The sequence below is a fragment of the Pseudomonas sp. BF-B-15 genome, from assembly GCF_019946675.1.
Lineage (GTDB): Bacteria > Pseudomonadota > Gammaproteobacteria > Pseudomonadales > Pseudomonadaceae > Aquipseudomonas > Aquipseudomonas migulae.
The window spans coordinates 57,893-72,406 of the sequence record NZ_JAGYFZ010000009.1 but is presented as its reverse complement, the minus strand read 5'-3'; the positions used below and the strand labels follow the sequence as shown (position 1 = coordinate 72,406).

At 60.6% G+C, this 14,514-nt stretch carries 12 protein-coding genes; 5 read left to right on the top strand and 7 right to left on the bottom strand.

Annotated features, from left to right (window positions below):
- Positions 1-10 precede the first annotated feature (10 nt).
- Together KGA97_RS05035 and KGA97_RS05030 are read left to right on the top strand one after the other, a co-directional pair.
- On the top strand, positions 11-673 hold the full coding sequence (locus tag KGA97_RS05035; RefSeq protein ID WP_008028051.1) for a response regulator: 663 nt from the start codon (positions 11-13) through the stop codon (positions 671-673).
- A complete protein-coding gene (locus KGA97_RS05030) occupies positions 670-2,037 on the top strand; it encodes a sensor histidine kinase (RefSeq protein WP_223480309.1) in 1,368 nt (455 codons plus the stop codon). Before KGA97_RS05035 ends, KGA97_RS05030 begins: the two co-directional genes overlap by 4 nt.
- Before the next feature lie 89 nt (positions 2,038-2,126).
- On the opposite strand, the gene KGA97_RS05025 is transcribed toward KGA97_RS05030, so the two are convergent.
- The 5 genes from KGA97_RS05025 to KGA97_RS05005 all read right to left on the bottom strand — a co-directional run bounded on the left by KGA97_RS05025 (position 2,127) and on the right by KGA97_RS05005 (position 7,882).
- On the bottom strand, positions 2,127-2,975 hold the full coding sequence (locus tag KGA97_RS05025; protein WP_008024786.1) for an ureidoglycolate lyase: 849 nt from the start codon (positions 2,973-2,975) through the stop codon (positions 2,127-2,129).
- A 38-nt stretch (positions 2,976-3,013) separates the two neighbouring features.
- Positions 3,014-3,754 (bottom strand): SDR family oxidoreductase, encoded by a 741-nt coding sequence (locus tag KGA97_RS05020; RefSeq protein ID WP_223414821.1) that lies wholly within the window; start codon positions 3,752-3,754, stop codon positions 3,014-3,016.
- A complete protein-coding gene (locus tag KGA97_RS05015; RefSeq protein WP_032832480.1) occupies positions 3,751-5,133 on the bottom strand; it encodes an MFS transporter in 1,383 nt (460 codons plus the stop codon). The genes KGA97_RS05020 and KGA97_RS05015 overlap by 4 nt, the downstream gene beginning before the upstream one ends.
- Positions 5,134-5,222: 89 nt before the next feature.
- Complete coding sequence (locus KGA97_RS05010) at positions 5,223-6,803, bottom strand: aldehyde dehydrogenase (NADP(+)) (protein WP_223480308.1); 1,581 nt, start codon at positions 6,801-6,803, stop codon at positions 5,223-5,225.
- Positions 6,804-6,931: 128 nt separating this feature from the next.
- The gene (locus KGA97_RS05005; RefSeq protein WP_008024779.1) at positions 6,932-7,882 is read right to left on the bottom strand and encodes a LysR family transcriptional regulator; all 951 of its coding nucleotides are present in this window, start codon (positions 7,880-7,882) and stop codon (positions 6,932-6,934) included.
- A gap of 114 nt (positions 7,883-7,996) precedes the next feature.
- Between KGA97_RS05005 and KGA97_RS05000 the strand changes: the two genes are divergently transcribed.
- Complete coding sequence (locus KGA97_RS05000; RefSeq protein ID WP_223480307.1) at positions 7,997-9,178, top strand: fumarylacetoacetate hydrolase family protein; 1,182 nt, start codon at positions 7,997-7,999, stop codon at positions 9,176-9,178.
- Between the two features lie 47 nt (positions 9,179-9,225).
- A complete protein-coding gene (locus tag KGA97_RS04995) occupies positions 9,226-11,013 on the top strand; it encodes an IlvD/Edd family dehydratase (protein ID WP_008024776.1) in 1,788 nt (595 codons plus the stop codon).
- Between the two features lie 66 nt (positions 11,014-11,079).
- Here the strand turns inward: KGA97_RS04995 and ptrR are convergent, their stop codons facing one another.
- Complete coding sequence (gene ptrR / locus KGA97_RS04990) at positions 11,080-11,961, bottom strand: putrescine utilization regulator PtrR (protein ID WP_223480306.1); 882 nt, start codon at positions 11,959-11,961, stop codon at positions 11,080-11,082.
- A 100-nt stretch (positions 11,962-12,061) separates the two neighbouring features.
- Between ptrR and KGA97_RS04985 the strand changes: the two genes are divergently transcribed.
- On the top strand, positions 12,062-13,453 hold the full coding sequence (locus KGA97_RS04985) for an aldehyde dehydrogenase family protein (RefSeq protein WP_223435203.1): 1,392 nt from the start codon (positions 12,062-12,064) through the stop codon (positions 13,451-13,453).
- Positions 13,454-13,617: 164 nt separating this feature from the next.
- On the opposite strand, the gene KGA97_RS04980 is transcribed toward KGA97_RS04985, so the two are convergent.
- The gene (locus KGA97_RS04980; protein WP_192228345.1) at positions 13,618-14,514 is read right to left on the bottom strand and encodes a LysR family transcriptional regulator; all 897 of its coding nucleotides are present in this window, start codon (positions 14,512-14,514) and stop codon (positions 13,618-13,620) included.

Below are 14,514 nucleotides of genomic sequence, written 5' to 3'. Positions count from 1 at the left end.
AGGAGTTCGCGTGCGTTTATTACTGATCGAGGATGACGTCGCCCTCGGCGAAGGCATTCACCAGGCCCTCGGGCGCGAAGGCTACACCGTCGACTGGATCAAGGACGGCAGCAGCGCCCTGCATGCCTTGCTCAGTGAAACCTTCGACCTGGCCGTGCTTGATCTCGGCCTGCCGCGCATGGACGGTCTCGAAGTGCTGCGGCGCCTGCGCGACAGCGGTTCCAACTTGCCGGTCCTGATACTCACCGCCCGCGATGCCACCGAAGACCGCATCGCCGGGCTGGATGCCGGCGCCGATGACTATTTGATCAAACCGTTCGACCTGGCCGAACTCAAAGCCCGGTTGCGCGCCCTGCTGCGGCGCAGTGCCGGACGCGCTCAAATGCTGATCGAGCACGCTGGCATCAGCCTCAACCCCGGCACGCAGCAGGTCAGCTATCTTGGCCAGCCCGTGGGGCTGACACCCAAGGAATACCAGTTGTTGCACGAATTGCTCTCGCCACCGGGTCGCGTCATGACCCGCGATCATTTGATGCAATTGCTGTACGGCTGGAATGAAGAAGCGGAAAGCAACACCCTGGAAGTGCACATCCATCACCTGCGCAAGAAATTCTCCACCGACCTGATCCGCACCGTTCGCGGTGTGGGCTATCTGGTGGAGGAACGTCGATGACGTCGATCCGTCGCCGTACGCTGACGCTGATCATCGGCTTGATGCTCGCCGGGCTGGCGGTGATCAGCCTGTTTAACGTGCACGACAGCAACCACGAAATCGCCGAGGTCTACGATGCGCAACTGGCGCAGAATGCCCGCCTGTTGCAAGGCGTGATGCGCATGCCGTTGGCGAGTCAGGAACATGCGGATCTGTACCAGGCGTTCAATACGGCGCTGGGCGAGGCAGTGCCTCGCGGCGATGGTCATCCGTACGAAAGGAAAATCGCCTTTCAGGTGTGGAGTCCCAAAGGTGAAGTGCTGGTGCACACTGCCAGTGCGCCCTCGTTCGGCACGCCACCGAACACACCCGGTTTCAGTGACGTGGTGGATTTGAACAATCGTCACTGGCGCGCCTTTGTCCTTGAAGACAAACAAAATGGCCTGCGCATCTGGGTCGGTGAACGCGACGATGTGCGGGCGGATCTGGTCGATCGCATTGTCCGCCACACCCTGTGGCCGAACATGCTGGGCAGCCTGATCCTCGCGGCGATGGTTTGGCTGGCCATCGGCTGGGGGCTCAAGCCGTTAGCCGATATGGCCGCGACCCTGCGCGCACGCCATAGCGGCTCGCTGGAGCCGCTGCAAATGACACCGCTGCCCAGCGAACTGGAACCGATGCAGGCGGCACTCAACCGCATGCTTGCGCAAATTCAGGACGTGCTCGGACGTGAGCGGCGCTTCATTGCCGACGCCGCCCACGAAATGCGCACGCCCTTGGCCGTCTTGCGGGTGCACGCACAAAACCTGCTGGAGGCCGGCACCGAAAATGACCGACGCGAATCACTTGAACACCTGATCGCCGGCGTCGATCGTACCAGCCGGCTGGTCAACCAATTGCTGACCATGGCGCGTCTCGAACCGAAGACGGCAGCCAAAATCCCTCCCCCCATTGACCTCACAGCCACCGTTCGAGAAAGCCTGGTGCAGTTGACTCCCTGGCTTTTGAGCAAAGGACTTGAACTGGTTTTCGATGCGGATGATGGCATCGGCCCGGTCAGGATCGATTCGGCCGACATCCACATTGCCTTGAACAATCTAGTGACGAATGCGGCAAATTTTTCACCGGCTAACGGCTTGATCAGCGTGCGCCTGGAAAGAAAAGAAGATCGCTATGAGTTATCCGTCGAGGACGAAGGGCCCGGAATCGAAGAGTCGGAGCGCAATCGGCTCCTTGAGCGCTTTTACAGCCGTGGCAATGGCCAAGGGGCAGGCCTGGGGCTGGCCATCGTCAAGGCAATCGCAGATCGTACGGGAGGGGAAATCAAGCTGGAAAATCGAACGCCAACGGGGACCCGTGCGACGTTAGTGATTTGCCCTCGCTAAGTTGAGTTTGAGTTAACAAGACCCGAGAAAAACGACAAAGCCCCGATCGCTCGGGGCTTTGTCATTTCTGGTGTTTGGGAACGCTTGCCTCAATCCGCCTGCACGGTGACTTGCTGCTGTTCACCCAACCCCGCGATGCCCAAACGAATGGTCTGCCCCGGACGCAGGAAAACCGGCTGTGGCTTGATGCCCAGCCCAACGCCCGGTGGCGTGCCCGTCGAAATCACATCGCCAGGTTGCAGGCTCATGCAACGACTCAGGTAAGCAATCAGTTGCGGCACGTTGAAGATCAGCGTCCGCGTATTCCCTTGCTGGTAGCGGTGTCCGTCGACATCGAGCCACAGGTCCAGCGCATGCGGATCGGTGATTTCATCGCGGGTTACCAGCCACGGGCCGAGCGGACCGAAGGTATCGAAGCCTTTGCCCTTGTCCCAGGTACCGCCCCGCTCCAGTTGCCATTCGCGCTCAGAGACATCGTTGATCACGCAGTAGCCGGCGACATGCTCCATGGCGTTGGCTTCATCGATGTTGCGCCCGCCTTTGCCGATGACCACGCCGAGTTCGACTTCCCAATCGGTCTTCTTTGAACCGCGCGGGATCTCGATGTTGTCGTTCGGACCGCAGATGGCACTCGTCCATTTGTTGAAGATGATCGGCTCTTTCGGCACTTCCATGTTCGACTCGGCCGCATGGTCGGCGTAGTTCAGACCAATGCAGACGAATTTGCCGACCTGGCCGACGCAGGCGCCTATCCGTGGCTTACCGGCAACGATGGGCAGGCTGGACGGATCGATGGCGGCAAGCGTTGCCAGGCTTTCCGGGCTGAGGGCCAGCCCGGCGATATCCGGTACATGCGCCGAGAGGTCGCGGATCTGATTATCGGCATCCAGCAGGCCCGGTTTTTCCGAACCTTTTTCGCCATAACGCAACAGTTTCATTTAGTTCTCCTGCTCAAACCGAAAGTGCGAAGCGGGTTTCAGATGCTCATGCCGCCATCGATGACATGCACACCGCCTGTGGTGTAGGCGGACGCATCGCTGCCCAGGTACAAAGCCAACTGGGCGATCTCGTCGGCACTGCCGATGCGACCCATGGGTTGGCGGTCAAGAAATTGCTGGTAGACCCGTGCTTCGTCGACGCCTTGTTGCGCAGCCTGTGCGGCAATGCGCTGACGCAGCGACGGCGATTCCACGGTTCCGGGGCAAATGGCGTTGCAGCGAATGCCCTGACTGATGAAGTCGGCGGCAACCGCCTTGGTCAGCCCTACCACCGCCGCTTTGCTGGCAGCATAGGCAAAACGGTTGGGCACGCCTTTGATGCTGGAAACCACCGATGACATGTTGATGACTGATCCACCTCCGCGTTCCAGCATGCCCGGCAGGAACGCGCGGATCATGCGGTACATGGCGGTGACGTTGATGTCCATCGACCGCGCCCAGTCCGCTTCATCGCATTCGAGAATGTTGCCACTGTGCACGTAGCCTGCGCAGTTGAACAGCACGTCCAGTGCGCCGATGCGCTCACTGATTTCGCTGATGGCGGTAGTCGATGTCACGTCCAGGGTAATCGCCGTTATGCCTTCAAGCCCTTCCAGCCTGCTGATATCGAGGTCCGTGGCAAACACTTCGGCACCGGCCCGGGCAAAGGCAATGGCGCTGGCCATGCCGATACCCTGCCCCGCCGCCGTGATCAGCACCCGTTTGTTCTGCAGGTTCATGCAGCCTCCAGCTTCGCGGTGAGGGGGGCTGTTTTTGGGGTTCTGCCGAGCATCGACGCGGGGATGGCGAGGATCAGCCCGCCGCTGACGAACAAGCACAGCGCCAGAACGTAGGTGCCGTTGTTGATATTGCCGGTCAGGTTTTCAGCGACAGCGGTGATCATCGAGCCGGTGAAACCGGAGAGGTTGCCGAAGGCGTTGATCATGCCGATACCCGCCGCAGCGGCGACACCGGAAAGCACGGTCCCCGGCAGGGTCCAGTAAATCGGCATCAGGCTGAGGATCCCCGAGGCAGATACGCTGAGGAACAACACGGACAACACCAGGTTGTCGGCGAAATACGCGCTCAGGATCAACCCCAAACCACCGATGAAGGCCGGAATCGCCGCGTGCATACGACGCTCACCGGTCCGGTTGGAGTGCCGTGCGTTGAGCAGCATCGCAACCGTGGCAATCGAATAGGGAATGGCGGTCAGGAGGCCAATGTGCAAGCTGTTGGTGATGCCCGTGCTCTTGATGATCGAAGGCATCCAGAACGCCAGGCCGTAGAAGCCGGTGTTGAAGGTCAGCAGGATCAGGACCAGCAACCACACCCGCGGATTGAAAAACACCTCGCTCAGGCGCGAAGCCTTGCCCTGGTTATCGGTTTGCAGATTGGCCTTGAGCAAGGCTTTCTCCGCAGCGGACAGCCATTTGGCGGAGTCGATGTTGTTGGCCAGGCAGACGATGACGACGAACGCCATGATGATCGAGGGAATGCCTTCGATGATCAGCATCCATTGCCATCCGGACATGCCCTGCACACCTTGCATGCTGCTCATCAGCCAACCGGAAAGGATCCCGCCCAGGGTCAGGCTGACCGGCAATGCCATCAGGAACCCGGACATCACCCGGCTTTGCCGATGGGTCGGAAACCAGTAGTTGAGGTACAGAATCACACCCGGGAAAAAGCCGGCTTCACAGATGCCCAACAAGAAGCGCAGCACGTAGAACATCGTGCTCGATTCGATGTGGAAGAAACCCGCCAGCGGTACGGTGAACGCCACGGCCATGGAGATCACGGCCCAGGTCAACATGATCCGGGCAATCCAGAAGCGCGCGCCGTAGCGATGCAGCAACAGGTTGCTTGGCACTTCAAACAGGAAGTAGCCCCAGAAGAACATACTGGCGCCCAAGGCATAGACGGTATTGCTGAACTGCAGCTCGTTGAGCATGTCGAGTTTGGCAAAGCCGATATTGACCCGGTCCAGGTAAGCCGCCATGTAACACAGGAGCAGGACAGGAAGAATTCGCCAGATCACCTTGCGGTAGGTCCGGTCTTCAAATTCGAGGGCGCTGGCCTGCGCCTGCGCGGGCAATTGCTCGGATATCGTTTGCATGAGGTAACCCCTGGGCATGTGGACATGCCTGATTGTTTTTATCGAATGGGTCAGGCCGAGTGAACCGTTCACTCGGCATAGCGCAATGACTAGAGTGCTTCGGTGGTTTTTTCTCCGTTGACCAGGCGCGTCAGTCCCAATGGATTGCGGTTCTTCAGCGCGTCAGGAAGCAAGGCGTCCGGGAAGTTCTGGTAGCACACCGGACGCAGGAAGCGATCGATGGCCAATGTGCCAACCGAGGTGCCACGGGCATCGGATGTCGCCGGCCAAGGACCGCCGTGGACCATGGCATCGCAGACTTCCACACCGGTGGGGTAACCATTGACCAGTACGCGACCGACTTTTTGCTCAAGCAGCGCCACCAGGTCGGCGGACTGTTCCAACTCTGCCGTCTCTCCCAGCAAGGTCGCGGTCAGTTGGCCGCGTAAACCGTGCAAGGCCGCCAACAGTTCGGCCCGATCGGCCACCTCGACCACCACGGTGGCCGGACCGAAGATTTCTTCCTGCAGCAATTCATTGCCCGTCAGCAGCAGGCTGGCATCGGCCTGGAACAATTGCGCCTGCGCCTTGTTGCCCTGCTGTGCCCGCCCTGCCAGATGAATGATCTGCGGATGCGCCAGCAACGTTTCGCAACCGTGAACGTAACTGCGCAGGCCGCCCGCATTGAGCATGGTTTGCGCGGGCTGATCAGCCATCAAGGCACTGAGCGTCTGCACAAAGTGGCTGAAGGCCGGTGAGCGAATGCCGATGACCAGGCCGGGATTGGTGCAGAACTGCCCCGCGCCCATGACCACCGACGCCGCCAGTTCGGTAGCGATGCGCTCGCCGCGCACTTGCAATGCCTCGGGCAGGACCAGCACCGGGTTGATGCTGCTCATCTCGGCAAATACCGGGATCGGTTGCGGGCGGGCGGCGGCCATGTCGCACAGCGCCCTGCCGCCCTTGAGTGAACCGGTGAAACCGACGGCCTGAATCAGCGGATGCTTGACCAGCGTTTCACCCACGCCGGCACCGAAGATCATGTTGAACACGCCTTCAGGCATGCCGGTATGTTCGGCGGCGCGAACGATGGCTTCGGCCACTCGTTCGGCGGTCGCCATGTGTCCGCTATGGGCTTTGAACACCACCGGACAACCGGCAGCGAGCGCAGCCGCGGTGTCACCTCCAGCGGTAGAAAATGCCAACGGAAAGTTACTGGCGCCGAACACCGCCACCGGGCCGACACCCAGGCGACACTGACGCAGATCGACGCGCGGCAAGGGTTGGCGTGCCGGGAGTGGCAGATCGATGCGTGCACCGTAGAAGTCGCCGCGACGCAGGGTCTGGGCGAACAGGCGCATCTGGCCGCTGGTGCGAGCGCGTTCGCCCTGGATGCGTGCCGCCGGCAAAGCGGTTTCCTGGCAGACCAGGGCAACGAAATCATCGCCCAGTGCATCCAGCTCTGTGGCAATGGCCTCAAGGAACTCGGCACGACGGGCGGCCGGCAGATGACGATAAACCGGATAGGCCTGGGCGGCGGCCGTTGCCGCGGCGTTCACTTCCTCGACCGTGGCCTGAATGAAGGCCGTGGGCAAAGGTTGCCCGGTCGTCGCATCAACGCTGTGCAACACCACCGATCCGGCGGCGCTGCGGCCTCCCGCGATGAAATTGTGTCCGGACAGTTCGGGCATGACAGTCTCCTGACCCTGATTGAAAGCTGGTCGCTACTGTACTGTCGCGAATCGATTCTTTCCCAATGGCATTTTTGGATTAACCGATAACGATCCGTTATCGAATTAGCCGATAAACCTAATCGTATTTAACTCGCCGAATCGTTGTTCAAACGGGCGTTGTCCTTGAGTATTTCGGCAAACTCCAGAGCCGCTCCCACCAGCTGCTCGCCCTTGCGAGTGAGGATGCCGTAGTCCTGCGGGACCAAATGCAAAGGCGTATCCAGCGTCTTGAGCTGACCGCTTTCGAGCAGTGGGTTGACCATGGCATTGGGCAGCATTCCGATCATCGGCCCACGCTGCAGCACCTGGAGGAAGGTCTGCATCGAAATGGTGTCGACGGTGTTGCGGGGCATGCCCACGCCGGCTTCGGCGAACGCGAGTTCCATGCGCCCGCGAATCGGCGTACCCACCGGGTAAAGAATCCATGGCAAGTCCACCAGTTGCTCCAACGAGATGGGGCCGACACCTGCCAGCGGGTGCCGGTCGTTGACCACAATGCAGAACGGTTCGGGAGCCAGCGGTTGAAAGTCGTACCGCTGTTGCTGGCTTTGATCGGTGAAACGGGCGATGGCCAGGTCCAGCTTCTTCTCTTCAAGCATTTCCATCAGGTGGTTACTGGTCTGCTCCACCACCTCGATCGACAGCAATGGCCAGCGCTGTTTGATCTGCAAGATCGCCTCGGGCAGGGCCACCGCCGTAGCGGCAAATATTCCGCCGACCTTGAGATGACCGTGCCCCCCCTCGCGCAGGCTGCTGATTTGCTCGACGAACGAGCGCGCGTCGTTCAAGGCGATTTGCGCATAGCGCAGCACGTGCTCGCCCAGCGCCGTGGGCGGCATGGCCCGTGGCTGGCGCTCGAACAAGGCGAAACCGAGCAGGCTTTCGATCTCTTTGAGCATCTTGCTGATGGCCGGCTGGCTGAGGTTCATCTGTTGCGCCGCCAGGTGCATGTTACGGGTGCGCCCCAACGTGTCGATCAGCAGCAAATGCCTGAACTTGAGCCAACCGCAGAAACTGGAGAAGGACAGATCTGACATGAACACGCCTCGCACAGGTAATAACCGCAAGTTATCGAATACTGAATTTATCTCATTGGAGTTTATCGACTGTCCGTCCTAGCGTGAAGTCTTTACGAACCAGGAAGATGCCCCATGTCGCTATTGCTTACTCCCGAAAACACCCTGCCCGTCGATGGCGTCGCCGGTACCTTGATCGGTCGCGCCTGGGTACCGGGCCAGATCGCCGGACCTTCGCCGATCGTCCTGCGCGCCGACGGCGTGTTCGATCTGTCGGAGCGCTTCGCGACCCTGAGTGACTTGCTGGAATCGGACGCTCCTCTGTCGGCAGTGCGCGAGACGCCGGGCACCTTCATTACCAGCATCGAGGCCTTGCTCGCCAACACCGGACCTGACGCCGACCTGTCCCGACCTTACCTGCTGGCCCCTCTGGACTTGCAGGTGATCAAGGCCGCTGGCGTGACCTTCGCCGCCAGCATGATCGAGCGTGTGATCGAGGAGCAGGCCGGTGGTGACGCCGCCAAAGCCGAAGCCGTGCGGGCCACCGTGCACGGCGTGATCGGTGACAACCTGCGTTCGATCGTTCCTGGCTCAGAGCAGGCCATGCGTCTGAAAGCCTTGTTGATCGAACAAGGCATGTGGTCGCAATACCTGGAAGTGGGCATCGGTCCGGACGCGGAAATCTTCACCAAGGCACCGGTTCTGGCCTCTGTTGGCAGCGGCAGCCGGATTGGCATTCATCCGGGTTCGCAGTGGAACAACCCGGAACCGGAAGTGGTGCTGGCGGTGAACAGTCGCGGGCAGATTCACGGTGCGACCCTGGGCAACGACGTCAACCTTCGGGACTTTGAAGGCCGCAGCGCGCTGCTGCTGAGCAAGGCCAAGGACAACAACGCATCCTGCTCGATCGGGCCGTTCATCCGCCTGTTCGACGAGCACTTCAGCCTGGACGATGTCCGCGCCTGCGTGGTCGACCTTGAGGTGCAAGGTGAGGACGGTTACCGGATGCACGGATCGAGCTCCATGAGCCAGATCAGCCGTGACCCGCAGGACCTCGCCGGCCAGACCCTCAACGCCAATCACCAATACCCCGATGGTTTCCTGCTTTTTCTCGGTACCCTGTTCGCGCCCACCGAAGATCGCGATCATGTCGGCAGTGGTTTCACCCACAAACTGGGGGACCGGGTCAGCATCAGCAGCCCGTTGCTCGGCAGCCTGCACAATCAGGTGACCCACAGCTGCGAGGCGACGCCGTGGACCTTTGGCGTGAGCGCCTTGCTGCGTAACCTGGCGTCCCGAGGACTGCTGCCACGCTGAGCCAGAACAGATTGTCGATTCATCCAATTACAAGAGAGACATGAATCATGAGTGACACCCCTAAACGCCGTCTGCGCAGCGAGCAATGGTTCAACGACCCTGCCCACGCGGACATGACTGCCCTGTATGTCGAACGCTACATGAACTACGGCATGACCCGAGAAGAGCTGCAATCGGGTCGCCCGATCATTGGCATCGCCCAGACCGGCAGCGACCTGACACCTTGCAACCGTCATCACCTGGAACTCGCGCAGCGGGTCAAGGCCGGCATTCGTGATGCCGGTGGCATCCCCATGGAATTCCCCGTCCACCCGATCGCCGAACAGTCACGCCGGCCGACTGCCGCACTGGATCGGAACCTGGCCTATCTGGGACTGGTGGAGATTCTCCACGGTTATCCGCTGGATGGTGTTGTACTCACCACCGGTTGCGACAAGACCACCCCGGCCTGCCTGATGGCCGCCGCCACCACTGACCTGCCGTCCATTGTGCTGTCCGGCGGGCCGATGCTCGACGGTCACCACAAGGGCGAACTGATCGGCTCCGGCACCGTGCTCTGGCACGCGCGCAACCTGATGGCGGCCGGTGAAATCGATTACGAAGGCTTCATGGAAATGACCACCGCGGCATCGCCTTCGGTGGGTCACTGCAACACCATGGGCACCGCACTGTCGATGAACGCACTGGCCGAAGCGCTGGGCATGTCGTTGCCGGGTTGCGCGAGTATTCCGGCGCCCTACCGCGAGCGCGGTCAAATGGCCTACGCCACCGGCAAGCGCATTTGCGAACTGGTGATGCAGGATGTACGCCCGTCACACATCATGACCCGCGAAGCCTTCGAAAACGCCATCGCCGTCGCGTCGGCGCTCGGCGCCTCAAGCAACTGCCCTCCGCACTTGATCGCCATCGCCCGGCACATGGGCGTCGAGTTGAGCCTGGATGACTGGCAACGGATTGGCGAAGATGTGCCGCTGCTGGTCAATTGCATGCCGGCCGGCAAATACCTGGGCGAAGGTTTCCATCGCGCGGGCGGCGTGCCATCGGTCATGCATGAACTGCAAAAAGCCGGGCGCCTGCACGAAGACTGCGCCACGGTCAGCGGCAAGACGATCGGCGAAATCGTCAGCAGCAGTCTGACCAGCAACGCTGACGTGATCTATCCCTTCGAGACCCCTCTCAAACATCGTGCGGGCTTCATCGTTCTCAGCGGCAACTTCTTCGATAGCGCAATCATGAAAATGTCGGTGGTCGGCGAGGCGTTCCGCAAGACCTATCTATCCGAGCCAGGCGCAGAAAACAGCTTTGAAGCACGGGCAATTGTGTTCGAAGGACCGGAGGACTATCACGCCCGAATCGACGACCCGGCGCTGGAAATCGACGAGCGTTGCATCCTGGTGATTCGTGGTGCTGGCACCGTGGGCTACCCCGGTAGTGCCGAAGTGGTGAACATGGCGCCACCGGCAGCACTGATCAAGCAAGGCATCGACTCTCTGCCGTGCCTGGGCGACGGTCGCCAGAGCGGCACCTCGGCCAGCCCTTCGATCCTCAACATGTCCCCGGAAGCCGCTGTCGGAGGAGGTTTGGCGCTGCTGAAAACCAACGACCGCCTGCGCGTGGACCTCAACGCAAGATCGGTAAACCTGCTGGTCGACGAAGCCGAAATGGCCCGCCGTCGCGCCGAGTGGACGCCAAACATCCCCGCGTCCCAAACGCCGTGGCAAGAGCTGTACCGGCAATTGGTTGGACAGTTATCGACGGGCGGATGCCTGGAGCCGGCCACCCTGCATATGCGGGTCATCGCTCGAAGTGGCGGCGAGCCGCGTCATTCGCACTGACAGCTTTTGCGCAGCCCTGCTATTTCGGCCGGGCAGAATCTGCTGATCGATGGCGGCGCGATTCGCTCAAGTCAGCAAGTCCGCCGCTGCGCATCGCTCTTCGAGCAAACGCACGAACATAGTCAGGCTTTGCGACACCGTGCCCCGGCGCCACACCAGCCAGGTTCGCAAATAGCGAAAGGACTCAGACAACGGCCACACACTCACGGTGGTGCAGCCCGGCATGCTTTCGAGCATGCTGCGCGGCATCAGCGCCAGGCCAGCACCGGAGCTGACACAGGCCAGCATGCCGTGATAGGACTCCATTTCGAAAATCTTGCCGGGCACTGCGGCGTCCTTGGCGAACCAGCTTTCAAAGTGGTGGCGATAAGAGCAATTGGAGCGAAAGGCGTAGATGTTTTCACCGTTCACATCTTGCGCGCGGTGGATCGGGGCATGGTTGAGCGGCGCGATCAGCACCATCTCTTCCTCGAAGGCCGGCACGCCCTCCAGTGCCGGATGCAGCACCGGCCCGTCGACAAACGCAGCGGCCAATCGACCCGAGAGCACGCCGTCGATCATGGTTCCGGAAGGTCCCGTGGACAGGGCCAGTTCGACCTTGGCGTGCTTCTGGTTATAGGCGGCCAACAGCTCAGGAATGCGCACCGCCGCCGTGCTCTCCAGCGAACCCAGGGGAAACGATCCTTGCGGCTCTTCCCCGGCAACCGTCGCGCGGGCCTCCTGGACCAGGTCGAGGATGCGTCGGGCATAGTCGAGAAAACTCCAACCGGCCGGCGACAGCCGCAGGCGGCTTTTCTCGCGGATAAACAGGTCCACGCCCAAGTCGAGTTCCAGTTGTTTGATCCGCGTCGTCAGGTTCGACGGCACCCGATGGATATGCTGAGCGGCCACGCTGATGCTGCCGTGCTCGGCGACAGCTTTGAAAATTTCGAGCTGAACCAGATCCAAGTCATTCTCCAAACGTGAACGGTACGATCAGTATTATTCAGTTTCCAGAAAACAAATGCCACCGTAGTCTGACCCCATCCCCACCCCGCAGGACGGTGCCATGACCCATGTTTCCAGCCTCACCCATGCCATTTCGATCAACCCCGCCAACGGCGAGCAGATCGGCCACTACCCTTTTGAATCCGATGCGGCGCTGCAATCCGCACTGTCACGCGCTGCGGCCGGGTTTCGTGTCTGGCGCGGCACACCGGTGGCGCAACGCGCGCAACGGCTGATCGCCCTGGCCAACGTCTTGCGCAACAACGCAGAAGCAATGGCAACCATGATCACCCTGGAGATGGGGAAGCCGATCAGTCAGGCCCGTGGCGAAATCGAAAAATGTGCGCAGCTCTGCGAATGGTACGCCGAGCACGGCCCGGCCATGCTCAACGCTGAACCGACACTGGTTGAGGGCGGGAAAGCGCGCATTGAATACCGCCCGCTCGGCCCGATTCTCGCGGTGATGCCGTGGAACTTCCCGATCTGGCAGGTACTACGTGGCGCCGTTCCGGTACTGCTCGCCGGCAACACCTACGTGCTCAAACACGCACCAAACGTGATGGGCAGCGCTTACCTGTTGCTGGATGCCTTCAAGCAAGCCGAATTCCCTGAAGGGGTTTTCGAAGTCATCAACGTCACGCCGGACGGCGTTTCCACGGCGATCAAAGATTCACGCATTGCAGCGGTGACCCTCACCGGCAGCGTGCGGGCCGGCATGGCCATCGGCGCGCAGGCCGGTGCAGCGTTGAAAAAATGTGTATTGGAGCTCGGTGGTTCCGACCCTTTTATCGTGCTCAACGATGCCGACCTCGACGATGCGGTGAAAGCCGCCGTCATTGGCCGCTATCAAAACACCGGGCAAGTCTGCGCAGCGGCCAAACGCCTGATTGTCGAGCAAGGCATCGTCGAGGAGTTCACACGCAAGTTCGTCGAAGCCACGCGAAAACTGGTGGTCGGTGATCCACTCGCCGCCACCACGTACGTCGGCCCGATGGCCCGCTTTGATCTGCGTGATGAACTGGATCAACAAGTGCGCGATACCCTGGAAGAAGGCGCGACATTGTTGCTGGGTGGCAAGAAAGCAGAAGGCCCCGGCAACTTCTACGAGCCAACGGTTTTCGCGGATGTTACCGACCAGATGACCTCGTTCAAGCAGGAACTGTTTGGCCCGGTCGCGTCGATCATCACCGCACGCGATGCCGCCCACGCGCTGGAACTGGCAAATGACAGTGAATTCGGCCTCGCTGCGACTATCTACACCGGCAACGTAGAACGTGCCCAACAGATGGCCGGCGAACTGGAAACCGGTGGCGTGTTCATCAACGGTTACTGCGCCTCCGATCCGCGCGTCACCTTCGGCGGCGTGAAGAAGAGCGGTTTTGGTCGCGAGCTTTCGCACTTCGGCGTGCGGGAATTCTGCAACGCGCAGACGGTGTGGCTGGATCGTCACTAAGTGCAGGGATGAAGCCTTGAAAGCTGGCTCCAGGTAATTTTGTGGCGTCTTCAAGGCATAAAAAAGCTGCCGCTTCATAAGCGGCAGCTGATGGTTTATCGGCTGGAGGTTCGCTGCGGGACTGAGCAAAACCCAGGCATGACCATTCTTCAAAAGCGCAGGATTTACTCAAGAAGCGCCTTGGACAACTCACGGACATGCACGCCAACCACTCTGGCCGCCTTCGACAGCGGATGCTGGTGGGTGAACGCCAAGGCAATCGTCCGTTTGATCTCCGGCCTGGTGATTCGCACGGCATCGAGCAACCCGCGTTCGACATCGTCCTGCACCGCCAGAAAAGGCAGGATGGTGAACGCTCCGCCTGTCGTCGCCACATCCTTCATTGCGTTCAGCGTGTCGACTTCGATAGCCACGTTCAACGAGAGCTGATGTTTGCGCGCCAACTGGTCCAGGGTGGTCCGCAACCCGTTGGGGCGAGAAGGCAGGATCAGCGGAAAATCCGCCAACGCAGCAAACTCGATCGATTGCTTGAGCCCATTGAGGCTTCCCGCTTTACCCACCAGGTACGTATCAACGACGCCCAGGGTTTCTTCGTCACGCGCGTTGGATATGCCGTAGCGATTAACGACTATCAGGTCCAGCGCACCTGCTGCCAGTTGTTCATCAAGATCACCGCTGAAGCCCTCGACCACATGCAGGCGTACGCCGGGGGCATGGGTTTGCAGCTTGGTGAACAGCATGGGCAGCAACCTTCTCGACATCGACGGCAGCACACCGATGTGCACCGTCCCTGCCGGCACGCCTGAGGACTCCCTGACCAACGTTTCCAGGCGCTCGGCCTGAGCGAGCAGCAAACGAATCTCCGGTAGCACAAGCCGCCCAAAATCCGAGACGACCAGACCACGCCCAGTGCGCACGAATAGCTGATCGCCCCACTCGACCTCCAGTTGCGCCAGTTGCCGGCTGACCAGCGACTGAGCGGTGCCCAGTGCCACTGCGGTTCGGGAAATAGACCCGAGCTCGTCCATCAGCAGCACGCTTTGTAGCTGTTTCAGATTCAT

What these genes read in the sequence shown, in the direction of transcription:
- KGA97_RS05015 (WP_032832480.1), bottom strand. Translation starts at nt 5,133, where the DNA reads ATGCAAACGATATCCGAGCAATTGCCCGCGCAGGCGCAGGCCAGCGCC.
- KGA97_RS05020 (WP_223414821.1), bottom strand. Translation starts at nt 3,754, where the DNA reads ATGAACCTGCAGAACAAACGGGTGCTGATCACGGCGGCGGGGCAGGGT.
- KGA97_RS05030 (WP_223480309.1), top strand. Translation starts at nt 670, where the DNA reads ATGACGTCGATCCGTCGCCGTACGCTGACGCTGATCATCGGCTTGATG.
- KGA97_RS04985 (WP_223435203.1), top strand. Translation starts at nt 12,062, where the DNA reads ATGACCCATGTTTCCAGCCTCACCCATGCCATTTCGATCAACCCCGCC.
- KGA97_RS04980 (WP_192228345.1), bottom strand. Translation starts at nt 14,514, where the DNA reads ATGAATCTGAAACAGCTACAAAGCGTGCTGCTGATGGACGAGCTCGGG.
- KGA97_RS05000 (WP_223480307.1), top strand. Translation starts at nt 7,997, where the DNA reads ATGTCGCTATTGCTTACTCCCGAAAACACCCTGCCCGTCGATGGCGTC.
- KGA97_RS05010 (WP_223480308.1), bottom strand. Translation starts at nt 6,803, where the DNA reads ATGCCCGAACTGTCCGGACACAATTTCATCGCGGGAGGCCGCAGCGCC.
- KGA97_RS05005 (WP_008024779.1), bottom strand. Translation starts at nt 7,882, where the DNA reads ATGTCAGATCTGTCCTTCTCCAGTTTCTGCGGTTGGCTCAAGTTCAGG.
- KGA97_RS04995 (WP_008024776.1), top strand. Translation starts at nt 9,226, where the DNA reads ATGAGTGACACCCCTAAACGCCGTCTGCGCAGCGAGCAATGGTTCAAC.
- KGA97_RS05025 (WP_008024786.1), bottom strand. Translation starts at nt 2,975, where the DNA reads ATGAAACTGTTGCGTTATGGCGAAAAAGGTTCGGAAAAACCGGGCCTG.